Origin of the sequence: Vitreimonas sp., from assembly GCF_035627415.1 — a bacterium.
Classification (GTDB): Bacteria; Pseudomonadota; Alphaproteobacteria; order Caulobacterales; family Aquidulcibacteraceae; genus Vitreimonas.
The window spans coordinates 72,461-93,633 of record NZ_DASPLU010000005.1; the positions used below are offsets into that span (position 1 = coordinate 72,461).

Annotated in this window: 24 protein-coding genes; 14 read left to right on the forward strand and 10 right to left on the reverse strand. The window is 64.9% G+C overall.

Features of this window, described 5'->3' with window-relative positions:
* Nucleotides 1-164: 164 nt before the first annotated feature.
* Nucleotides 165-1,052 carry a hypothetical protein gene (locus VEA80_RS02260; protein ID WP_325059060.1) on the reverse strand — a complete coding sequence of 296 codons (888 nt, stop codon included), beginning with the start codon at nt 1,050-1,052 and terminating at the stop codon, nt 165-167.
* Between the two features lie 81 nt (nt 1,053-1,133).
* On the opposite strand from VEA80_RS02260, the gene VEA80_RS02265 reads away from it, so the two are divergent.
* The 4 genes from VEA80_RS02265 to VEA80_RS02280 all read left to right on the forward strand — a co-directional run bounded on the left by VEA80_RS02265 (nt 1,134) and on the right by VEA80_RS02280 (nt 6,111).
* Entirely contained in the window at nt 1,134-1,400 is a 267-nt protein-coding gene (locus tag VEA80_RS02265) for a helix-turn-helix transcriptional regulator (RefSeq protein WP_325059061.1), read from the forward strand.
* 317 nt (nt 1,401-1,717) lie between these two features.
* Nucleotides 1,718-1,960 (forward strand): GIY-YIG nuclease family protein, encoded by a 243-nt coding sequence (locus tag VEA80_RS02270; RefSeq protein ID WP_325059062.1) that lies wholly within the window; start codon nt 1,718-1,720, stop codon nt 1,958-1,960.
* A 789-nt stretch (nt 1,961-2,749) separates the two neighbouring features.
* Nucleotides 2,750-5,740: a class I SAM-dependent DNA methyltransferase gene (locus VEA80_RS02275; RefSeq protein ID WP_325059063.1), complete on the forward strand. Its 2,991-nt coding sequence runs from the start codon at nt 2,750-2,752 to the stop codon at nt 5,738-5,740.
* Nucleotides 5,737-6,111 carry a hypothetical protein gene (locus tag VEA80_RS02280; RefSeq protein ID WP_325059064.1) on the forward strand — a complete coding sequence of 125 codons (375 nt, stop codon included), beginning with the start codon at nt 5,737-5,739 and terminating at the stop codon, nt 6,109-6,111. Before VEA80_RS02275 ends, VEA80_RS02280 begins: the two co-directional genes overlap by 4 nt.
* A 34-nt stretch (nt 6,112-6,145) precedes the next feature.
* On the opposite strand, the gene VEA80_RS02285 is transcribed toward VEA80_RS02280, so the two are convergent.
* From VEA80_RS02285 to VEA80_RS02295, 3 genes are all read right to left on the reverse strand, one after another.
* Complete coding sequence (locus tag VEA80_RS02285; RefSeq protein WP_325059065.1) at nt 6,146-6,427, reverse strand: hypothetical protein; 282 nt, start codon at nt 6,425-6,427, stop codon at nt 6,146-6,148.
* Nucleotides 6,428-6,453: 26 nt separating this feature from the next.
* On the reverse strand, nt 6,454-6,636 hold the full coding sequence (locus VEA80_RS02290) for a hypothetical protein (protein WP_325059066.1): 183 nt from the start codon (nt 6,634-6,636) through the stop codon (nt 6,454-6,456).
* Nucleotides 6,637-6,723: 87 nt separating this feature from the next.
* Nucleotides 6,724-7,041 carry a hypothetical protein gene (locus tag VEA80_RS02295; protein ID WP_325059067.1) on the reverse strand — a complete coding sequence of 106 codons (318 nt, stop codon included), beginning with the start codon at nt 7,039-7,041 and terminating at the stop codon, nt 6,724-6,726.
* A 270-nt stretch (nt 7,042-7,311) separates the two neighbouring features.
* On the opposite strand from VEA80_RS02295, the gene VEA80_RS02300 reads away from it, so the two are divergent.
* From VEA80_RS02300 to VEA80_RS02335, 8 genes are all read left to right on the forward strand, one after another.
* Nucleotides 7,312-7,542 (forward strand): hypothetical protein, encoded by a 231-nt coding sequence (locus tag VEA80_RS02300; protein ID WP_325059068.1) that lies wholly within the window; start codon nt 7,312-7,314, stop codon nt 7,540-7,542.
* 105 nt (nt 7,543-7,647) lie between these two features.
* Nucleotides 7,648-7,956, forward strand: a complete 309-nt coding sequence (gene rplU, locus VEA80_RS02305; RefSeq protein WP_325059069.1) for a 50S ribosomal protein L21 — start codon at nt 7,648-7,650, stop codon at nt 7,954-7,956.
* Nucleotides 7,957-7,971: 15 nt separating this feature from the next.
* Nucleotides 7,972-8,241 carry a 50S ribosomal protein L27 gene (gene rpmA, locus VEA80_RS02310; protein WP_325059070.1) on the forward strand — a complete coding sequence of 90 codons (270 nt, stop codon included), beginning with the start codon at nt 7,972-7,974 and terminating at the stop codon, nt 8,239-8,241.
* Nucleotides 8,242-8,375: 134 nt separating this feature from the next.
* The gene (locus tag VEA80_RS02315) at nt 8,376-8,909 is read left to right on the forward strand and encodes a GNAT family N-acetyltransferase (RefSeq protein ID WP_325059071.1); all 534 of its coding nucleotides are present in this window, start codon (nt 8,376-8,378) and stop codon (nt 8,907-8,909) included.
* A gap of 75 nt (nt 8,910-8,984) precedes the next feature.
* The gene (locus tag VEA80_RS02320; RefSeq protein ID WP_325059072.1) at nt 8,985-10,016 is read left to right on the forward strand and encodes an aspartate-semialdehyde dehydrogenase; all 1,032 of its coding nucleotides are present in this window, start codon (nt 8,985-8,987) and stop codon (nt 10,014-10,016) included.
* 116 nt (nt 10,017-10,132) lie between these two features.
* The gene (locus VEA80_RS02325; protein ID WP_325059073.1) at nt 10,133-10,564 is read left to right on the forward strand and encodes a GNAT family N-acetyltransferase; all 432 of its coding nucleotides are present in this window, start codon (nt 10,133-10,135) and stop codon (nt 10,562-10,564) included.
* Entirely contained in the window at nt 10,561-11,478 is a 918-nt protein-coding gene (rarD, locus tag VEA80_RS02330; RefSeq protein WP_325059074.1) for an EamA family transporter RarD, read from the forward strand. Before VEA80_RS02325 ends, rarD begins: the two co-directional genes overlap by 4 nt.
* Nucleotides 11,475-12,182, forward strand: coding sequence for a metallophosphoesterase family protein (locus VEA80_RS02335; protein WP_325059075.1), 708 nt, complete (start codon nt 11,475-11,477; stop codon nt 12,180-12,182). Before rarD ends, VEA80_RS02335 begins: the two co-directional genes overlap by 4 nt.
* On the opposite strand, the gene VEA80_RS02340 is transcribed toward VEA80_RS02335, so the two are convergent.
* From VEA80_RS02340 to pdxY, 3 genes are all read right to left on the reverse strand, one after another.
* Complete coding sequence (locus VEA80_RS02340; protein WP_325059076.1) at nt 12,127-13,395, reverse strand: glycosyltransferase family 87 protein; 1,269 nt, start codon at nt 13,393-13,395, stop codon at nt 12,127-12,129. The two genes, VEA80_RS02335 and VEA80_RS02340, sit on opposite strands and share 56 nt — an antisense overlap.
* A 106-nt stretch (nt 13,396-13,501) precedes the next feature.
* Nucleotides 13,502-14,611, reverse strand: a complete 1,110-nt coding sequence (locus VEA80_RS02345) for a serine hydrolase domain-containing protein (protein WP_325059077.1) — start codon at nt 14,609-14,611, stop codon at nt 13,502-13,504.
* Nucleotides 14,611-15,444, reverse strand: a complete 834-nt coding sequence (gene pdxY / locus VEA80_RS02350; RefSeq protein ID WP_325059078.1) for a pyridoxal kinase — start codon at nt 15,442-15,444, stop codon at nt 14,611-14,613. The genes VEA80_RS02345 and pdxY overlap by 1 nt, the downstream gene beginning before the upstream one ends.
* Nucleotides 15,445-15,507: 63 nt before the next feature.
* Between pdxY and VEA80_RS02355 the strand changes: the two genes are divergently transcribed.
* A complete protein-coding gene (locus VEA80_RS02355) occupies nt 15,508-16,395 on the forward strand; it encodes a CoA ester lyase (RefSeq protein WP_325059079.1) in 888 nt (295 codons plus the stop codon).
* On the opposite strand, the gene VEA80_RS02360 is transcribed toward VEA80_RS02355, so the two are convergent.
* Nucleotides 16,396-17,391 carry a hypothetical protein gene (locus VEA80_RS02360; RefSeq protein WP_325059080.1) on the reverse strand — a complete coding sequence of 332 codons (996 nt, stop codon included), beginning with the start codon at nt 17,389-17,391 and terminating at the stop codon, nt 16,396-16,398.
* A gap of 110 nt (nt 17,392-17,501) precedes the next feature.
* Between VEA80_RS02360 and VEA80_RS02365 the strand changes: the two genes are divergently transcribed.
* Nucleotides 17,502-18,545 (forward strand): MaoC family dehydratase, encoded by a 1,044-nt coding sequence (locus tag VEA80_RS02365; protein WP_325059081.1) that lies wholly within the window; start codon nt 17,502-17,504, stop codon nt 18,543-18,545.
* A gap of 145 nt (nt 18,546-18,690) precedes the next feature.
* Here VEA80_RS02365 and VEA80_RS02370 read toward each other — a convergent pair whose 3' ends face one another.
* Together VEA80_RS02370 and VEA80_RS02375 are read right to left on the reverse strand one after the other, a co-directional pair.
* Complete coding sequence (locus tag VEA80_RS02370) at nt 18,691-19,272, reverse strand: hypothetical protein (protein WP_325059082.1); 582 nt, start codon at nt 19,270-19,272, stop codon at nt 18,691-18,693.
* The gene (locus VEA80_RS02375; RefSeq protein WP_325059083.1) at nt 19,269-21,020 is read right to left on the reverse strand and encodes a DUF885 domain-containing protein; all 1,752 of its coding nucleotides are present in this window, start codon (nt 21,018-21,020) and stop codon (nt 19,269-19,271) included. Before VEA80_RS02375 ends, VEA80_RS02370 begins: the two co-directional genes overlap by 4 nt.
* Nucleotides 21,021-21,173: the final 153 nt, after the last annotated feature.

Sequence of the window (21,173 nt, forward strand, 5' to 3'; positions counted from 1 at the left end):
TTTCTGGCACCCGAATCATCCTTTCGGGGCCGATCATAACGCGTATCGACGCGCGACGAATTAGAGGTTGCGTTCTTCGGGACGGGATGACCAGGCAGCCAGCCTGTGGTTCGCCCGGGCGCGTGCTGCTTGCGCCGCTTTCTGAGCGTTGGGCGTGTCGGGCATCACTGCGATTCCGAGTGAATGACCAACGGCGGAAGCATAGCTTCGTATTCCTCCGCCTCGGCATCCAACATGGCCCGAACGTAGACGCCGCTGTGGCCCATGAATTGACGCGTGGCTCGCTCGATGACCTTCGAATTGCGATCGGGCGGCAGGTCTGCCCGCAGCCGAATTAGCCCAACGAGCTTTGATGCGGATGCCGGGACAATCACAATCGAGCCGATCCATTCGCTGGGCAGTGTGGGCCGGTAAACACGCACGATCCGATCGGAAGAGGGTTGCAGGACCAGCCGGACGAAAGAATCTCCCGACACTACGGACCTCCAGGTATGGCCGGGTCTGGTGTCGTACTTCGGATCGTAACGACTTCCGTTCGCAAGCTGCGAGTTGACGACAATGCAGAAGAGTGTGTTGTCCGTCTCAACACGACCATCGGCGTACGTCACATCTACTGAAAGGCCTTGTTCGTGGCAGCCGCCATAAACGCTGGCCGCGACCTGCATGGCCTTGGCTTCCAGTCGAGCGCGAGCACCGACATCAATCACCGCCGGTCTTGGTGTGGGCTGCTGTTCAGGCTGCCGGGGACGGTCGGTTGCGGCCTCAACGGGGTGCCTTGTCACGAGCGCTGCAACGCCCGCAGCGATCAGCGCCAGAACGACCTTAGTCGTGGTCGTCATCGACAATGTGAGGCCGGTGATCTGTGAACCTAAAAGGTCAGCAGTCCCCTGGAATGGCGCGATGCACACATCGGGCATGAAGCCGGCATTCAGGCACAGCAGCACTGTGCTCCGCAGGATCGACGTAGGCACAACAGAGGCGAGCAGAAATGTTGCGATCGTTGAACCAGCGATCCAGAACCATTTGGACGCTTTCCCGTCCCCTGCTGACATTATTCCCCCCATACCAGTTCGGGATGATACCGGTCTGGTATTAGGTGGGATGCCGTTTCTCGTCCAGCAGGTGCGGACCGGGTGGCGGCAACACTTCATGATGACCGATACAAGCGGCTAGTGCGCCTTCTAAAAGAGGCGCGTGAACGGGCCGGCCTGTCCCAGGAGGCAATTGGGAAGCGCCTGAAGAAGCCCCAGAGCTACCTGGGGAAGATCGAAACCTTGCAGCGGCGCCTGGACGCGCTGGAGTTCTTCGACCTCCTGGAAGCACTGGAAATCGAGGCTGGGCCTTTTGCTAAGCAGGTGGCCGCCGAAATGGGGCGGAAAGGGAAACGATCAAAGGGTTGAGAGGTCGCTTCACAGCCTTCGCGATCCGCTACATTCGGCCACTACAAAACACTACAACGCAACACTGTAAGTACTTGATTGTGTGTGCGTAACCGCAGCCTCGCTAGAATCCCTCCCTCTCCGCCATCCTGCTTCGCTTTGGCGCGCTTCGCAGGATTTGGGGCCGGTGTTTCTCGCGAAGCAGGATGCCCTCCGTAGCTTTAGCGAAGGAGGGCCGGTGCAGGACTTTCCTGCTTCGCGCTCTGCGCTTCGCAGGACTTGGTTCCGGCCTTTCCGCGAAGCAGGATGTCCTCCGTAGTTTTAGCGGAGGAAGGCCGGTGTTCTACGTTTACCTGATCGAGAGCATCGCGTTCCCGGATCGCCGGTATGTTGGCCTGACCACCGAGGTTCCGCGCCGTCTCCAAGAACACAACGACGGCAAGTCTTTCCACACGTCGAAGTTTCGCCCGTGGCGCCTTCGCACTTACCTCGCCTTCTCCAATCTCGCCCAAGCCGAGCGCTTCGAGAGGTATCTGAAGTCTGGCTCCGGCCACGCCTTCGCCAACAAGCGTCTGTGGTGAGTCGGCAATAGGCGAGTTGGTGCGCCGGCGGACGCCGGTGCTCGAAATTCCTACTGCCAACTGCCAAGTGCCAACTGCCTTGCCTCCCGAGAGGGAGGCCGGGGCGCGTCGGACGCGCTGGTTTGGTTCCTAGTCTGGCGCCGATCATCGCTGAGCGGCGCTGCGCGCGTCGAACGCGCCCCGTTGCGTCGGCCGTTTGTCCCGGATTGGCGACCAGGAGTTTTATGGCGCACCAGCACGCCGAGCATGCAGGGGCCTTGGCTCCTTATGGCCACGAGCCGGTTCAGCGCGTCGGCGGCTCCCGAAAGCCGCCGGGCCCTGCGGTTTCACGCCCCGCAGGCAATGCAAGCGCCGTTCGCTTCGCCGCGCGAACCCAAGATGCGGTGTACCCCTCTTCGGGGCCCGGTCGACATCCCGCGTCCGCCGGCTTTCTCAACGAGGGTTCGGAGCGGACCCGCGTCTTAGCGGATCTTCTCCTCGCCCTCGAAGCGACGCCTGCCGCGCCGGCCGATGTCCCCGCATTCCAAAGGTTCGGTGCACTTCGAAATCCTCCCGTACGGGGACGAAAGGAGTATACGCCAGGTTTGGGAGGGGGCGGATAAGTTTTTGTGAGAAGTGATGGGAATCAAGGGGTTGGTGGTGGTAAGGGCGGGGATAGATGGGGTTTGCGCTGATCTCTCCAGGTTGGACCGCGCGCCTTCATGCGCGCTTTGCGGAGAGGGCATGGTATGAGCGCCTGCGCTTGTTGACGCTCGTTGCGGCGCGGCGTCATTAGACGTCATGGGGGCGATGACAGCGTTACAGTTCGTGGAGATGTGGCGCGATTCCGAGCTGCGTGAGCGGCAGGGGTCGCAGATGCATTTCCTGATGCTCTGCGATCTGCTCGGCGAGCCCAAGCCCACTGATCCGGAGAGCTATTGCTTCGAGCGCGGCGCGGAAAAGGCCGGCGGCGGCGACGGCTGGGCCGACGTTTGGCGCAAGGGCTGCTTTGCTTGGGAGTACAAAGGCAAGCACGCCAATCTCGGCGCGGCGCTCCGCCAGTTGCAGACCTACACGCTCGATCTGCAGATGCCGCCCTACCTCGTCGTTTCCGACATGGAGCGGATCGTCGTTCACACCAACTGGAACAACACCGTTTCAGAAACACACGAATGGACCCTCGACGATCTGCTCGATGCGCAGAAACTCGATCTGCTCAAGCAAGTGTTCAACGGCTCGGAAAGGCTGAAGCCGAATATCAGTCCGCAAGAGCTAACGGCGAAAGCCGCGCAGCGGTTCGGCGACATCGGCCGGCGCTTGCAGGAGCGCAAGCACGATCCGCGCACGGTGGCGCATTTTCTCAATCGCCTCATCTTCTGCATGTTTGCGGAAGACGCGGGCCTGCTGCCGAACAAGCTCTTCTCGCGCATGATGCAAGCGGTCGAGAAGCAGCCAGACGCGGCGGCCGCGCAAATGCGCGATCTGTTCGCCAAGATGCACAAAGGCGGCTTCTTCGGCGAACACAAGATCGATTGGTTCAACGGCGGCTTGTTCGACGGCGAGGACGTGCTTCCGCTCGAAGTGATCGATCTGAAGGAGATCGCCAAGACCGCGGACGAGCACGATTGGTCTGAAATTGATCCTGCAATCTTCGGCACGCTGTTCGAGCAGGCGCTGAAGGCGACTCGCGAACGCCCGGCCCTCGGCGCCCACTACACCGATCGCGAGAAGATTCTGAAGATCGTCGACCCGGTGATCACGCGGCCGCTGATGGCGGAGTGGGAGACGGCTCACGCCGAGATCGCGGCGATCATGGAGGAGCACAACGCGGCGAAAGCGGGCGAAAGGGCCGTGTTCGACGAAGCCGCCGAAGAGATGAAGCGCGATCCCGCCAAGGCCAAGGCGGGCGAGGCGGCGCGTCGCAAGAAGCGCGCCGATCTCCTGAAGGTGCAGACGCAAACGAAGCGCCGCGCGCGCGAACGACTGGATGAGTTTCTCGATCGGCTCGCTTCATTCCGCGTGCTCGATCCGGCCTGCGGCTCGGGCAATTTTCTCTATGTGGCGCTGCATGCACTGCATGACATCGAGCGGCGCGCGCATGGCGATGTGCTGCGGCTCGGGCTAGAACCACCGGCGCTGCGCGTGAGCGTCAAGCAGCTGCGCGGCATCGAGATCGAGCGCTACGCGGCGGAACTGGCGCGCGTGACGCTGTGGATCGGCGATCTGCAATGGCTGAAGAAGAACGGCTATTTGCCGGATCGGCGCCCGATCCTGGATTCGCTCGATCAGATCGAAGAGCGCGACGCGCTGCTAGATCGGAGCAAGGGGCCGGCACCGAAGGATTGGCCGGAAGCGCAGTGGCCCGAGACGGATGTGATCATCGGCAATCCGCCGTTCTTAGGCGCCAAGAAGATGAAGGGAGAACTTGGCGTCCCGATCACCGAACGAATCCGTGACGTCTACGATCAGTTGACGGGATTCACCGATTTCGTTTGCTACTGGTTTGAGAAGGCCCGATCGGCGTTGGTCGAGGGTCGCGCGGCAAGGGCAGGTTTCCTAGCTACAAGCGCCATACGGGGCGGCACCAATCAACCGGTGATGCACCGAATAGAAGAACAGTTGACCGTATTCGAAGCGTGGGACGAGATTCCTTGGATCGACAGCGGCAAAAATGTCGAGGCCTCGATCGTCAATATTTGCCGGGCCGAAGGCGCCGGCTCGATCTCGCTGAACGGCGTTCCGGTGGCACATATCAACTCGGATCTCACCAGTGGCGTGAACGTAACACGCGCTGAGAAGCTGTCAGAAAACTTGGACTTTGCTTATCTGGGCATTCAGAAAAGCGGCCCTCTTGATATCACAGGCACACGGGCACGCGCTTGGCTTCAAGAGCCATCCAACCCGAACGGCCAGCCAAACTCAGTTGCACTGCGAAAGTACTACAACGGCGATGATGTCACGGACCGTCCTCGGGACTATTGGTACATCGACATCCCGTTGCACCTCGACGAGAACAACGCGGCGCAATTTGCGTCGCCATTTAAGCATCTTGCGGAAGCAATTTATGATCCCAAGGAGAACGCCACCGAGACGTTAAAGCAGGCGAGGCAACGGGCGCGCGACAAACACGCGCGTGAGAAGTGGTGGCAACCATATTGGCCGCGCACTGAGCTGCGATCCAAGCTGGTAGGATTGCAACGCTACTTGGTGACACCTGAAACGGCTGAGTATCGGTGCTTCACACTGATCGATGGACGGATTCTACCCGACAAGAATCTTATCGTGTTTCCCCATTGGAATTTCACTACGTACGGAGTGCTGGAAAGCCAGTTTCATCGGGTGTGGGCGCTCCGAGCAGGCACAAGTCTGACCGATCGGCCGAGATACACGCAAACCACCACCTTCGAGACCTTCCCTTTCCCGGAAGGTCTCACGCCGAACATCCCGGCGTCGCGGTACGCCAGCGATCCGCGCGCCTTCGCCATCGCCGACGCGGCGCGCGAGTTGAACGAGAAGCGTGAGGCGTGGCTCAATCCGCCGGAATGGGTCGAGCGCGTGCCGGAAGTCGTGCCCGGCTATCCGGATCGGATCGTGCCGAAGGACGATGAGGCGGCAAAGAAGCTGAAGGACCGCACGCTGACCAAGCTCTACAATGAGCGGCCGGCTTGGCTCGATCATTTGCACAAGCGTTTGGATGACGCTGTCGCGGCTGCGTACGGCTGGCCGACGGACTTGTCGGAGGAGGAGATTCTGGAGCGGCTGTTCAAGCTGAACCAGGAGCGGGCGGCGGCAGGAAGATGAAGAACTCAGTCGTGCTTAGGCTTGGCGATCTACGTAGCGCCGCCGACAAACTTGGCCCGTTGCGCGCGCCGGCGGGCGCGCGTGGGTCGATCTCTCGCACGACCGAGATAAAGCCTGACCCTCATGGCGTCAGTGTCGAGACGCCATTTGTGGAGACGTCTGTCCGGGCTGAGGGAGCTTGGCGCAAGATCGTGTCGGTGGATGGCCGACGGCTGAGGGACACTCTCGATCTACTCAAGAAGCAATGGAAGGATATCGGCGGCGACGACGCGCAGATTACGCTGTCGACGTCTGATACGTTCCTGGAATTCTCGTGGAGCGGGCCCAATGGAACGCGACGGCAAACAATTCCACTGGTCCCGCTGCGTTAGGAGCTGACGGCGCTGTCCATTGCTGCGTGGTGCTTCAGCCGCCGGTCGGCTGGTGGGCGGCGTTGACGATGTTGGCGATGAGGGAGAGCAGGAAGCCGGCGCTGATGAGGGCGAGACCCTGCAGCGCGTCGATCGAGCGCTCGACGGTGAAATCCGACATGGCGGCGACATTCTTCGCTTCGGCGCCGCGCCACAGTCCAATAATCAGTGCGCCGACGGCCTGAAGCAGGCCGACGTTCAAGAAGCGTTTCGCCATCAGCAGCGCGCCGGCTAGTTCGAGCACGTTGCCGAGGATGGCGAGTGCGCTCGAAACCATCGGCGCGCTTACCGCAGGCAGCTCGATCAAACGGGAAGCACGTCGATGACGCGCCTCAAATTGCCCGAGAACACGACGATATGGTTGCAGGCGACGACCCACAGCGCATTCCCGACGCGCACTTTTTGGACCTTCGTCGAGGTCTGCTGCAGATCGCGGAAGAACGCCTCAAGGCACTTCCGGTCCGCCGCGGTCGGGCTGCCGCTCAAATACCTGACGGCGTCTCTTCCGAAATGGAAATTCAGCGGCCCTAGATGTTGAAAGCCCCAAGGCATGGCCCCTTGCCTCCATTCCCGTCAGCGCGGCGGGAAAATCTCTTCGAAGGAGGCGTCGCCTTCGGCGTCCTCCTCATCGCTTGGATCGGCATCGAGCAACCGCAACAGCTTCTGGGGGTTGGCCGATTCCCGGATGAGTTGGCGCACCAGGACGTACGCGTCAGGCGTGATGCAGTAGCCGGCGACCATGGTCGTGCCGCCGACCTCGATGACGAGCTGAACGGCCGAGGCGCCGTCGCCGAGCGCGTCCCAAACTTCCTGCGCCAGATCGGTGGAGACCGTGATGGAAGGCAGCTGAGCCGGATCGGCGACGATCGGTTGTGACGCGGTAGCTGCCATAGGACCCCCGACGACCAGCGGTTGAACGCTGGGGGCGGAACCCTACCTAGGTTAACCGTTGATGAAAAGCCTCGCCGCGCCCGCGGGCTGCCGCCGCTCGGGCAGATTTGGGCCCAAGTCTTGCTTGGTTGTAATGCCCATCTCGGCACGTGACGCCGGTCGCGGCGTTGTCAGGCGCTTCGAGAGGAGAAAAAGCGGTAGCCGCGACACGCTTCTTAGGGGTTCCGTAGGGAGTGCGTGCGGATTCTGTGTAGAATCAATGGTGTGCTGATGCGTCTGTCTCGTGCCGACTTCTTCAAGCGATACCAAGACGCGGCGAAGCGTTTGGGCTTCCCCGCGCCGAACCCGGCCGTGCTGGAATCCGACTATCGCGCCTACCTCTACGGCGAGTCCCTGCTGCTGCGGTCATCCTCGGTGCGCTTCTTCCGCGACGACGCCGGCGAATTGAACTGGGAAATCCGCCAAGGCGGCGCGCGCAAAACTGTTGGCGCCGACAGTTAGATTTGGGCTGTTGACCGGCCCCGTCCTCCTTGTCTATATCGCCGCTCCCCGCCCGGGCGAGCTTCGTTCGGGCGCGATCCAGGTTTGGCCCAGGCAGGCATAAAGATGTTCGCGGTTATCAAGACGGGCGGTAAGCAATACCGGGTGGCCAAGGACGACGTCATCGTCGTCGAGAAGCTGGCCGCCGAAAAGGGCGCCAAGGTCACCTTCGACCAGGTGCTGATGACCGGCGACGGCGACAAGGTGAAGACCGGCAAGGATCTGGGCGGCGTCACCGTCACCGGCGAGCTGATCGACACCAAGAAGGGCGACAAGGTCACGGTGTTCAAGAAGCGCCGGCGCAACACCTATCGCCGCAAGATGGGGCATCGTCAGGCCGAGTCGCACGTCAAGATCACCGCGATCGGCAAGTAAGGTTCAGAGGCTACAATGGCTCACAAGAAAGCAGGCGGCTCTTCGCGCAACGGGCGCGACTCGCCGGGTCAGCGTCTCGGCGTGAAGCGCTTCGGCGGCCAATCGGTCAGCGGCGGCGAGATCCTCGTGCGCCAGCGCGGCACCAAATTCCATCCGGGTCAAAACGTCGGCCTCGGCCGCGACCACACCCTGTTTGCGCTTTGCCACGGCCAAGTTGCGTTCGCGACCAAACGCGACGGCCGAACCTACGTGTCGATTATGCCGGCACAGGTAGCGGCGGAATAGGCGAAACGGGACTGACATCCTCGGATCGCCTCTTTGGAAGGGCGATCCGGTATCCCGAAGATGAGCGTGGGGCGCCCGGATCAAGGCGCCCCATTTTCTTTGCCCCACGCGTTGCGAGCCAGCGGAGTAGGCTCATGCGCGATGTGAGAACGATCGAAACCGAAAGACTGGCCTTGCGGGGGCTGCGCATGAGCGATGCGCCGCGCGTGGCCGAGCTTTGCGGCGATCCGGGCGTTGCGCGGATGATCTTGCGCGCGCCGCTGCCGTACCTGCCGGTGGCGGCGGAAGGCTGGATCATGACTTTGGCGGCGCGCAAGCCGCTGGCCGAGGAGTTCGTGTTCGCGGTGGAGCGCGGCGGCGAGATGATCGGCTGCATCGGCGCGCACAAGTCGGGCGAGGCGTTCGAAGTCGGCTACTGGTTCGGGCGCGCGTACTGGGGGCGCGGGTTTGCGAGCGAGACGCTGGCCGGCTTCATGGCGGGCGCGCGGTCGCTGGGGCGGCTCGAGGCCGGGCACTTCGTCGACAATCCGGCGTCCGGGCGCGTCTTGGAGAAGGCGGGCTTTGTCTATACCGGCGAAGTCAAGCCCATGTTCTCGATGGCGCGCGGCGAAAGCGCGATGTGCAAGCGCATGACCTATGCCGCCGAGGCGCGCGCGGCGGCGGCTTAACTGAGACGTGAGCCGGGCGCGGCTGGCGGCCGGGTCCGGCGGAGACTACATCTTTCGCTTCGAGGAGCATTTGGCATGGGTTTGCGCGTAGCCGTCGTCGGCGCCACGGGAAATGTGGGCCGGGAAATGTTGGCCATCCTCGAAGAGCGGCTGTTTCCGGCCGATGAGATTTATGCGCTGGCGTCGCGCCGCTCGCAGGGCGTCGAGGTGAGCTACGGCGACCGCACGCTGAAGGTGAAGGATATCGAGCAGTTCGATTTCTCCGGCGTCGATCTCGTGCTGATGAGCGCTGGGAGCGCGGTGTCGAAGGAATGGTCGCCGAAGATCGGCGCGACGGGCGCCGTGGTGATCGACAATTCGAGCGCCTGGCGGATGGACCCGCGCGTGCCGCTGGTGGTGCCGGAAGTGAACCCGGACGCGGTGCTGGGCTTCGACAAGCTCAACATCGTCGCCAACCCGAACTGCTCGACGGCGCAATTGGTGGTGGCGCTGAAGCCGCTGCATGATCGGGCGAAGATCAAGCGCGTGGTGGTGGCGACGTATCAGTCCGTGTCGGGCGCCGGCAAGGACGCGATGGAAGAGCTCTGGTCGCAGACGCGCAAGCTGTTCGTGGCCGACGAGATCGTCAAGGAGCACTTCACCAAGCAGATCGCCTTCAACGTCATCCCGCACATCGATGCGTTCATGGAGGATGGCGCCACCAAGGAAGAGTGGAAGATGATGGCCGAGACCAAGAAGATCCTGGACCCGGCGATCAAGCTGACGGCGACCTGCGTGCGCGTGCCGGTGTTCGTGGGCCATTCCGAAGCGGTGAACATCGAGTTCGAGTCTCCGCTTTCGGCTGAGGAAGCGCAGGAGATTCTGCGCGAAGCGCCGGGGGTGATGCTGGTCGACCGGCGCGAGGACGAGGGCTACATCACGCCGGTGGAGGCGGTGGGCGAGTTCGCGACGTTCGTCAGCCGCGTGCGCGAAGACGCGACGGTGGAGAACGGGCTTTCGCTCTGGTGCGTCAGCGACAATCTGCGTAAGGGCGCGGCGCTGAACGCGGTGCAGATCGCCGAGCTGATGCTGAACAAGGGTTTGTTCAAGCGGTTGGCGGCGGCGTGATCCCCTGATGTGAGCGCAGCTCACATACTCTGTTACAAAATGTGTTCGGCATTCGTCGCGCGCGCGGATGCGGAGGGAGCCGCCGGTTACTATCTACGCGCGACAGGGGACTAAACGTGCCGCGCATCGCCATCGAACAACCGTCGGAAACGGACATCGACGCCATCCATGCCGTGCTGCGCGAGACCTATTGGTCGCCGGGGATTCCGCGCGAGGTCGTTGCGCGGGCGTGCGCGAACTCGATGTGCGCGGTGGCGCGCGACGAGAGCGGCAAGCTGATCGGGTTTGCGCGACTGGTGACGGATAAAGCGACGTTCGCGTGGCTTTGCGATGTAATCGTGCTGCCGGGCAAGCAGGGCAAGGGGCTTGGCCGCGCGCTGGTGCAGACGTTTCAGCGCCATCCCGAGCTGCAGGGGCTGCGGCGCTGGCTGCTCGGCACCAAGGACGCGCACGGCGTTTATGCGCCGCTCGGCTTTACCCCGCTCGATGCGCCTGAGCGTTTCATGCAGATCCGAAATCCCGCCCCTTACGGAACGAAGACGTCATGAGCGAGGCCGCGCCCATCACCAGCTCGCCCTCGGAGGCCGAGCGCCGCGCCGGCTTCATGGCGGCGGCCGCGGCCTACATCATGTGGGGCTTCCTGCCGCTTTACCTGAAGCTGCTGTCCGCGATCGACGTGCGTGAAGTGCTGGCGCAGCGGATTTTGTGGGCGGCGCCGGCGGCGTTCGTCGCCGTGTTCGTGATGAGCGGCTGGCGTCCGGGCTGGCGTGAGATCGCGACGGCGCTCCGTCCGCGCATGCTCGGCACGCTGACGCTCTCGGCGATGTTCATCTTCGTGAACTGGGGGCTTTACGTCTATCTCGTGCTGAACGAGCGGGTGATCGAATCGGCGCTGGCGTACTTCCTCGCGCCGCTGGTCAGCGTCGCCGTCGGCGTGCTGTTCTTCCGCGAAAAGATCAGCACGCCGCAAGTGATCGCGCTGGCGCTGGCGCTGGTCGGCGTCGTTGTGCAGGGCATCGCCGTCGGCGCGCCGCCCTGGATGGCGCTGGCGCTGTGCGGAACATGGTCTGTTTACGCCGTCATCCGCAAGCGCGCGCCGGTGCCGGCGGCGGTCGGGCTGCTGATCGAGAGCCTGGCGCTGACGCCGCTCGCCATCGGCCTGCTGGTGTGGACCGCGAGCGAAGCGCCGCTCGGCATCACGTCGGATTGGACCACCGCGATCCTGCTTGCCATCGCCGGCCCCGTCACCGCCATTCCGCTGATGGCGTTCGCGTTCGGGGCGCGGCGGGTGAGCTTCGTTGCGCTCGGGCTGCTGCAATTTTTGGCGCCGTCGCTGCAATTCACCACCGGGATTTTGTTCGGCGAACCGTTCACGTTCCTCCGTGGCGTCAGCTTCGCGCTGATCTGGGCTGGCCTTATGTTCTTCGCCTGGGATACGCTCCGCCGCGCCAGGAGCGCATGAGCGACATCACCTATTACGCCATCGGCGACGTGCACGGCGAGCTCGCCAAGCTCGACGCGCTGCTGCGCGCCATCCGCGAAGACGCGGTGCGGCGCAAGGTCCCGCATCTCATCGTGTTTCTCGGCGATCTCGTCGATCGTGGTCCGGACAGCCGCGGCGTCGTCGAGCGGGCGATGATGCTGACGCTCGGCGGCGAGGCGTTCACGATAAAGGGCAACCACGAAGAGCTGATGCTGCACGCCTGCGACAATCGCGAGTCGGTCGGCATCTATTGGTGGGCCGAGAACGGCGGCGACGAGACGATCCTGTCGTACATGATGGCGAACGGTGCAAAGGACGACTTTCGTGACGCCATCGATCAGGCGCATCTGGTCTGGCTGCGCAGCTTGCCGGTGATGGTGCGAGACACGCCGCGCAGGCTCGTCTTCGTGCACGGCGGCATCGATCCGAAGACGTTTCCCGAGTGCAGCGACGAAGTGCGGATGTGGACGCGCTCGCATAAGTTTTTCGATCCCGGCCGCTGGCCGGAGCGGCCCGAACTCGAAGGCATTCTCGTCGTTCACGGCCATACGCCGACGCACGATTTCGCGCCGCATGTGAACCCGCGCCGCATCAATGTCGACACCGGCGCCTGCTTCGGCGGGCCGCTTACGGCTGTGGTGCTGGGGCCGGGCGAAGCGCCGCGCTTCCTGCGCGCCGCATAGCCGCGATCAGCACGAGCCAGGCGGATAGCGGACAGAGCGGGATCGGCGCGAAATAGCCGAGTGTCAGCGAAAGCGCGGCGCTCCAGGCGAAGATCGCCGCGACGAGTTCGAACCGGTCGCGCGGCGCGCCGAGCAGAGCCGCGCCCACGGCGAGCAGCGTGAAATCGTAGAAGAAGAGATAGGGGGAGACGAGAAGTGTGGCGGCGCAGAGGGTTGCGCCTTGGAGTGCGGTTTTCTCGTCATTCCGGGGCGGCCGGAGGCCGAGCCCGGAATCCAGGCGCAACTGACGGAGCGGCGGCCCCTGGATTCCGGGTTCTCGCTTCGCGAGCCCCGGAATGACGATGTTTCGGCTGTCGGTGAAGAGCCAGGCGGCGATGAGCACGGCCGCGCCTGCGCTGAGCGCGTGCAATGCGGTCGCCAGCGCAGGGGCTGCGCCCATGTCGAGCAGGTTGGCGTAGAGGCTGGCGTAGGCCGGCGTGGTGATGCGCTGGCCGGCGATGAGGTCTTGCGAGGCGCTGAGATTGTCGAGGAAGCGGACATAGGAGTCGAAGCCGAACACGGCGCCGGCGAGTAGTGCGAAAGCCAGCGTCGAAACGGCGGCCGCGGCAAACGCGCGCCAGCGGCCGGACAGCGCCAACAAGAGCGGCCACAGCAGCGCGAGATGCGGCTTGATCGCGAGGACGCCGATGAGCGCGCCCGCTCTCAACGGCTTGCGGTCGAGCCAATAGAGCGCCAGCGCGGAGACGCCGGCGATCAGCAAACCGGTTTGCACTGTGCCGATCTGAAAGAACGCCGCCGGCAGCGTCATGGCGAAGATCAGCGCGCGCGCATCCGGCAGCAGTTTGCGCGCGGCGTAGAGATAGAGCGCGCCTGTGAGGACGAGGAAGAGAATCGCCGCGGTCGGATAGGGCAGCAGCGCGAACGCCGCCATCGGCAGAAGAAAGGTCGGCGGCGAATTCCACGGCGCAACGAAGCGAACGTCAGGCGCCGCGAGCTTGTGGTAGGAAAAGATCAAAGCGCGGTCATGCACCTGGTCAGCGTGGCCGTCGAGCGCGGCGCGGCCGGCGCTCCAGAAGGCGATGAAGTCGCCGAACACGGGCTGGCCGGTGTCGAGCGCCATGTTCTGTGCGGTGGAGACGCGCATCAGCATCATCGCCAGCATCGAGCCGGCGATGATCACGGCGATAAGCTCCAGCGCTCTTCGCATCGTCATTCCGGGGCTCGCGAAGCGAGAACCCGGAATCCAGGGGCGAATGTCGCGGCGGTCGCCCCTGGCTTCCGGATCGCGCTTCGCGCGTCCGGAATGACGAACTGCTGGATCACAAGCATGAATAGAGCGCGTCGATCAGCACGAGCGAGCGCGGGTCGCCCATGATGTGGTGCGATTGCTTGTTCATGACGTAACCGGCCGAAACGCCGGCGACCGGATCGCCGAAGCCGACCGAGCCGCCGGCGCCGGAATGGCCGAACGCTTCGAGGTTCGGGCCGTAGATGCGGTTGGAGTTGCCGATGATGCCGGCGCGCCAGTCGATCTTGAACGGGAGCACGAGATCGTCGCCGAACCAGACGCGTTTGGTCAGCGCGTCGAAGCCTTCCTGCGAGAGCACGCGCGCGCCGTTGACGATGCCGCCGGTAGCGTAGGCTTCGTAAAGACGCGCCACGCCCAATGCGGTGGCGTGGCCGTTGGCGGAGGGAATCTCGATCTTGCGCCATTGCGTCGAGCCGCGCACGGGGGCGGCCCATTTGGTGAAGAAGGCGGCCTTGCGCGGCGGCGTGATCTCGCCGAACTCGCCGGCGCGCGTGGGCTTCTTCATCTCAGAGGCGCGGGCGTGTTCGCTTTCCGGCGTGCCGATCTGGAAGTCGATGCCGAGCGGCGTGCAGATGTCTTCGCGCAGGATTGCGCCGAGCGGACGGCCGCCGGCGCGCTTGGCGATCTCGCCGGCGATGTAGCCCCACGTCAGCGGGTGATAGCCGCTGGCGCTGCCCGGCGGCCAGAGCGGCTCGAGCGCGGCGATGGCGGCCGCGGCGGCGGGCGGATCGAGCCAGAGATCGGGATCGATCGGCTGAAGGAAGCCCGGCACGCCGGCCTGGTGCGCGAGCGTTTGCCGGATCGTGACTTTGTCTTTGCCGTGCGCGCCGAACTCCGGCCAGAGCGCGGCGACGGGCGCATCGTAATCGAGCCTACCCTGGTCGTGCAGCAGCGCCATGACGAGCGCGGTGACGCCCTTGGTGCTGGAATAGACCGGAACGATGGTGTCCTGCGCCCAGGCCCGCGTCTGTTCGCGATTGGCCCAGCCGCCCCAGATGTCGACCACGACCTCGCCGTCGCGGATCGCGGCGAAGCCGGCGCCGAGTTCTTCGGCGGCGAGCTGTGCGTCGAACGCTTCGCGCACGCGCTCGAAGCCGGGCGCGACATAGCCTTGCGCCATCACACCAGCTCCGTGAACCGCGCGCGCGGCCAAGTGACGGGATCTGCAAGCACGTCCTGCGCCTCCGGCAACAACAAATCCTCGCTCTCCGCCGCCAGCGAGCGGACGATGACGTCATAGACGGCGCCGGTGGCGCCTTCGAGCGCGACCGCCAGCGCATCGCCGCGCACGCGGCGCGCAACATAAAGCGCCGAGAGCAGGTCGCCTGTGCCCTTGGGCGCACGCGGCAGACGCGCCGTTTCGCAGAACCAGTCGCCGGTGGGCGCGGCGAGCAAATTGCCGAGGCCGAGCGCGGTGCGGATCGAGGAGCAGAGCACCGGCTTGTGGATGCGCTTGGCCGCCGCGCGCGCTTCGGCCAAGCCTTCCAGCGGCGCGCCGGTGATGAGGCCGAGTTCATAGAGATTCGGCGTCAGCCAATCGGCGTGAGCGCAGAGGCTGTTGAGCACGGCTTCGGCGACCTCGTCCTTGACGAAGGTGCGGCCTTCGTCGCCCAGCACCGGATCGCAAACGAAGAAGGCGTTCGGATTCGCGGCTTTGACGCGGGCGACGCAATCGAGGATCACCGGCGCCTGGTCGGCGGCGCCGATATAGCCGGTGAGGACGGCGTCGATGTCGCCGAGCAGGGAATCGGCAGCGAGGCCATCGATCATCGCAGCCAGCATGTCGGCCGCGACGGGGCCGCCGCCGGGCGGGCCGTGGTCGGGACGGCGGCCGAGCAGCACGGTCGGCAGCTGCAGCACGCGCACGCCGAGCCGCTCCATCGCGAACGCGGCGACCGAGTTGCCGACGCGTGCGCCGGCGACCTGGCTCTGGATCGACAAAATTGTCTTCACGCGGCTGGACCTCGCCGCAGATGTAGGCGATTGCCGTTTGTCTCACCATCCCCGAGTTCGCCGATGACCACACACCTCGCACATCGCCCGCGCCGCTCCTGCCTCTATATGCCCGGCGCCAACACGAAGGCGATGGAGAAGGCGAAGACGCTGGCCGCCGACGTGCTGCTGCTCGATCTGGAGGACTCGGTCGCGCCGGACGCGAAGGAGACGGCGCGCGCGCAAGTTGCGGCCGCAGTGAAGGCCGGCGGCTATGGCAAACGCGAAGTGATCGTGCGTGTGAATGCGCTGTCGACGCCGTGGGGCGGCGAGGACATTGCTGCGGCGGGCGCCGCGGGTCCGGATGGGATGCTGGCGCCGAAGGTCGAGAGTGGCGAGCAGGTGCGGGCGCTGGATCGGGCGATGAGCGAGGCCGGCTTTGCGCCGGACGCGACGCTCTGGGTCATGATCGAGACGCCGCGCGCTATTCTCGACATCGCCGAGATCGCGGCCGCGGCGAAGGGCACGCGGCTTTCGTGTTTCGTCATGGGCTTGAACGATCTCGCCAAGGAGACGCGGGCGCGGCCGAGCGCGGGGCGGGCGGCTTTTCACGCGGCGATGTCGCTGGCGGTGACGGCGGCGCGCGCGGAAGGGCTGACGGCGATCGACGGCGTTTATAACGACATCGCCGACGCCGAAGGCTTCCGCGCCGAGTGCGAGCAGGGGCTGGCGTTCGGCTTTGATGGCAAGACATTGATCCATCCGAGCCAGATCGAAGCGGCAAATGCGGTGTTCGCACCGGCGGAAGAGGAAGTGGCGCGGGCGCGCGGGGTGATCGAAGCGTTCGCGCTGCCGGAAAACGCCGGCAAGGGCGTGATCAAGGTGGATGGACGGATGACGGAGCTGCTGCACTTGGAGGAGGCCAAGCGCGTTGTGGCGGTGAGCGAAGCGATCGCGGCGCTGGGAAGCTAGCTATTGCGCCGGCGCGCCGCCGCGCGGATTCGGAATCCACACTTCGATATTGTTCGGCGGCATATTGGGATAGCGGTCGCCGATCGCCACCAGGCTGAAATGCAGGTCCTCGTTGCGATACTGATAGTTCAGATATTCGGCCAGCGCGCGGGCTTCGTCTTCCTGCTCCGGGCCGAAATAGCGGATCGTGGGCTCGCGCGGGAAGTTGCGCGGGGCGATGCGCTCGACGCCGCGCATGACGCGGAAATTCGATGAGGCGAGCTCCGAACGGGCGGTGTCGGTCATGTCCTGGATGCCGGCTTCGCGGACGCCGCCGAGCGGCACGTGCATGAAGACGCGCATCAAGGTCGGCGCGGCGGCGAGCGTCGGCGCAGTTGCGGGCGTCGTCGTCGGCGCGCTCGAGCGCACGGCGATGCGTGGGCGCGCTTGGCCGCCGGGAGCGGTCTCGGCGGCTTCGCTCGCTGAAGGCGCCGGCGCGGCTTCTGTCGTTGCGGCGGGGCTTTGCTGTGCGGCGCCGTTCTCGGCGACCTGCTGCTCCTGTTCGCCGAGCGGATCGCAGGCGCGCGCGCGGGTGAGGGTGAAGTTCTCGATGACATTGCGCGGATATTGCGCTTCGGCGGGCCGATCGTATTGCGGCTCATTGAGCGCGTTCTGCAGAATCTCGATGTCGGCGGCGTCGATCGGCGTGCGGCCGGTTGTGTCGGCGAGACCGGTGCGATCCTCGGCTTCGTAGGCGCGGTTGTACAAATCCTGGCGCACGTCGCAGTAGATGCTGGGGAAGGCGCGGCCGACGATGCGCAGCAGGGAAAGCTCCGATTCCACGTCGCCGGCATAGTGCAGGCTGGTGCGCTGCTCGGAGTAGAATTGATAGCCGCTTTCGACGTTGTTCTGCCGGCGGTCGAAGATCTGCTGCTGTTGCTGGAAGGCGAACACCGCCGCTGAAAGGATGAGGCTCGGCACGCCGTACTTGCCGATCCAGCCGCCGCCGTCCGCCATGGTCGTTCCTCCCGCTGCGGGAAGGTTAACACGCGCCGGCGCCGCCAGCGAGTCGATTCCTGGCGCTGCTCGCTTGTGCGGGGCCGGGGAATTGGCTTCATACCGGGCGCATGACCAAGTCTCACCCCGGCCATTTCTTCGAAGACTTCGCGCCCGGCCAGACCATCGCACACGCGACGCCGCGCACGGTCACGGAAGCGGATGTAGCGCTCACTATCGCGCTGACCGGATCGCGCTACGCGCTGTTTTCGGCCGACAGCTTTGCGCAAAATTGCGGGCTGCCGGGCGCGCCGATCGATCCGCTGCTGGTGTTTCACATCGTGTTCGGCAAGAGCGTGCCGGACATCTCGCTGAACGCGGTGGCGAACCTGGGCTATGCCGAGGGGCGGTTTTTGACGCCGGTGTATCCGGGCGACACGCTGAACGCGGTGTCGGAAGTCATCGGCCTCAAAGCAAACTCGAGCGGCAAGACCGGCGTCGTCACGGTGCGGACCACCGGGTTCAATCAGGACGATGAAGCCGTGCTCAGCTTCGTGCGCTGGGTGATGGTCAACAAGCGCGATCCGGGCGCGGTGACGACGGACGCGCCGCCGATCACGCCGGCGCCGTTCGTCAAGGGCGCGGAATTGCTGCTGCCGCCGGGGCTGGATTTCGAAGGCTATGATCTGCAGCTCGCCGGCGCGCCGCACACGTTCGAAGATTACGCCGTCGGCGAGAAGATCGATCACATCGACGGCATGACGGTGGAGGAGGCCGAGCACCAGCTGGCGACGCGGCTCTACCAGAACACGGCGCGGGTGCATTTCGACGCGCTGGCGCAGAAGGACTCGCGCTTCGGCAAGCGGCTCATCTATGGCGGTGTGACGATCTCGATCGCGCGGGCGCTGGCGTTCAACGGCCTCGCCAACGCGCAGCTGATGCTGGCGATCAATGGCGGCCGCCATGTCAATCCGCTGTTCGCGGGCGATACGCTGTATGCGTGGAGCGAAGTGCTGGCGAAGGAGGATTTGGGCTCTGCCGGCGCGCTGCGGCTGCGGCTGGTGGCGGTGAAGAATAGGAGCGCGGCCGGCTTTCCGTTCAAAACCGAGCCGGGCGAGTACGAGCCGGACGTCGTGCTGGATTTCGACTACTGGGCGGCGATCCCGAAGCGGTGAACACTTCCGAAAAGCGCGCCAATATTTCGTCATTCCGGGCGCGCGAAGCGCGATCCGGAACCCAGGGGCAAGCGGCGGTGCGGTTGCCCCTGGGTTCCGGGTTCTCAGCTTCGCTGAGCCCCGGAATGACGAGCTTTATGCTGCTTCACGCATCGGTCGACGATGTCTCCGCCCGCCGTGTGAACAAAGTCAACAACGCGAACAGGGCGGCGAGCAGGAGCGAGACGAGCGTCAGGTAATAGCCTTCCTCCTCGACCACGCGGATGGAGGAAGCCATCGCCTGGCTCATCTGCTGCTGTTGTTCGGCGCTGAAGAAGGGGTTTTCCTCCGGCTGCTGCTGGCTGGTTTCGTTGGTCAGCTCGCGGCGCATCTCCTGGCGCATGTTCTCGATGCTGAAATAGGAAAGCCCGGCCGCCAGCAGCGAGGTGGCCAGCATCGCTGCCGCAGCGGTACGCGAGCGGCTTGCGAGGCTGACCAGGAGCCCGATAGCGGCGACGGCGAAGGCGACGATGGTGATGATGGAGGGCTCGGCGTCTTCGCGCTGGCTCTCGGCCATGCCTTCGAGTGGGCCAGCCAGTTGCGGGTCGCCGGTCATCAGCTGCACGCCGGTGGCGGTGAGGATTTCCGTGCCGGAGCACGACACCGTCACCCAGGGCAGCAGAAAGCCGAGCAGCGCGACGAATTTGCCGACGCGGGCGAGCTGGTTGAAGTCGATCGTGAACGTCATTGCCGCTGCTCCCGCGCGATCCAGGCGCGCACGCGCGCTTCCAGCACATCCAGCGGCAGCGCGCCGGCGCCGAGCACTTCGTCGTGGAAGGCGCGGACGTCGAAGCGGTCACCGAGCGCTTCGGTCGCTTCCGCACGCAGCGCGCGCAGGCGCAGTTCGCCGATCTTGTAGGCGAGCGCTTGGCCCGGGGTGGCGATATAGCGTTCGAGTTCGGTCTGGATGTTGTGCGGTGAGAGCGCGCTGTTTTCGGCGAAGCAGCGGCGCGCCTGTTCGATGTCCCAGCCCATCCAGTGGATGCCGGTGTCGGCGACGAGGCGGCAGGCGCGCCACATCTCGTAGGAGAGCCGCCCGAAGCGTTCGTACGGATCGCGGTACATGCCCATCTCTTCGCCGAGCGTTTCAGCGTACAGACCCCAGCCTTCGACAAACGCGGTCATGAAGGTGTTGCGGCGGAAATACGGGAGTTCGCCCAGCTCTTGCGCGCGGGCGATCTGCAGGTGATGGCCCGGCATGGCTTCGTGCACCGTCAGCGCCGGCAGTTCGTAGAACGGCCGCTGATCGAGCCGCGAGGTGTTGACCCAATAGGTCCCGGATTGCCCCAGCGCTTCGCTGCCCCGCGTGTAGTAGGCCGTGGTCGAGCCTTCGGCCGCTTCGGCGGGAATGACGCGGATGCCGTAGGAGAGCCGCGGCAGCGTGCCGAACAGGCGCGGCAGTTCGCCATCGGCGCGCTTGGCGATTTCGGAGGCGCGGGCCACCAACTCTTCCGGCGTGCGGGCGTAAAAGCGCGGATCGGTGCGCAGGAAGGTCTGGAACGCGGCGAAGTCGCCCTCGAAGCCGCTGGCGCGGATTTCTGCTTCCATCGCCGCGCGGATGCGCGCGACTTCGCGGTTGCCGAGCGCGTGAATTTCCTCCGGCGTCATTTCCGTCGTCGTGTAGGAGCGCACCAAGAAGCGGTAGAGCTCTTCCCCGCCTGGGACGGAGCGGAGGCCGATGCCGGGCCGCGCCGCCGGCAGATATTCGTTCTCCATGAAGGCGATTGCGTTGCGGTGCGCGGGCAGGATCTGCGTCTGCACCAAAGCGCGGACGCGGGCGCGATAGCCTTCTGTCTGCTCCACGGTGAACGTCGTCGGCACGCGCTCGAACGGAACGAGCAACGTCGTCTCCAGAGTTTCGAGCTGGCCGCGCGCTGTCTCCAATGCGCGATCGACGACGATGCGCGGCTGCGTGTAGCCCGTGGCGATGCCGCGGCGCGCGTTGGCTATGCTGCGTTCGTAATAGAGCGGCAGCGCTTCGAGGCGCGCGATCCAAGCCTCGGCGTCGGCGGCGGAGCGGATCGGCGTGCCGTAGGCCAGCCCGTCGGCCAAGGTGAAGAAGCCGTCGCCATTGCTGATCGGCACGCGGCCGAAATCGAGGTCGATGGCGCGGATGTCCTCGTCCAAAACGCGGATCAGGAAACTGCGGTTGAGCGAGTCGTCTGCGGAGAGCCCGCGCGTCGGCACACGTTCGGCCAGGGCCCGGAGTGCTGCGAGTTCGGCGCGGAGTGCGAGCGCCGCTTCGCGCGAGGGATCGGGCAGGCGACGCAGCGCCTCGGCGTCGCCTTCCCGCGCCGCGGTGAACGGGCTGGCGGCGCGGTCGACCCGCTCATAGCCCGCCATCACGGCGGCGAGGCGGCTGTTGGTACGGTTCTGTGCGAAGGCGGGTGAGGTCGCCAGCAAAGCGGCGATGCAGACGGCAAGCGTGCGGATCATGATGGGTCCCCCTGTTGGCGCCAGCTTAGCATCAGCTGCGGGGAGCGCATGCCTAGGATCGACCAGCGGCCGCGCCTGGGCCGCCGACGGTCCGAAAACGCGGCAATTCCGTTCATTGACTTGGGGGCGGCCCCGCCTAATCTCCGCGCGCCA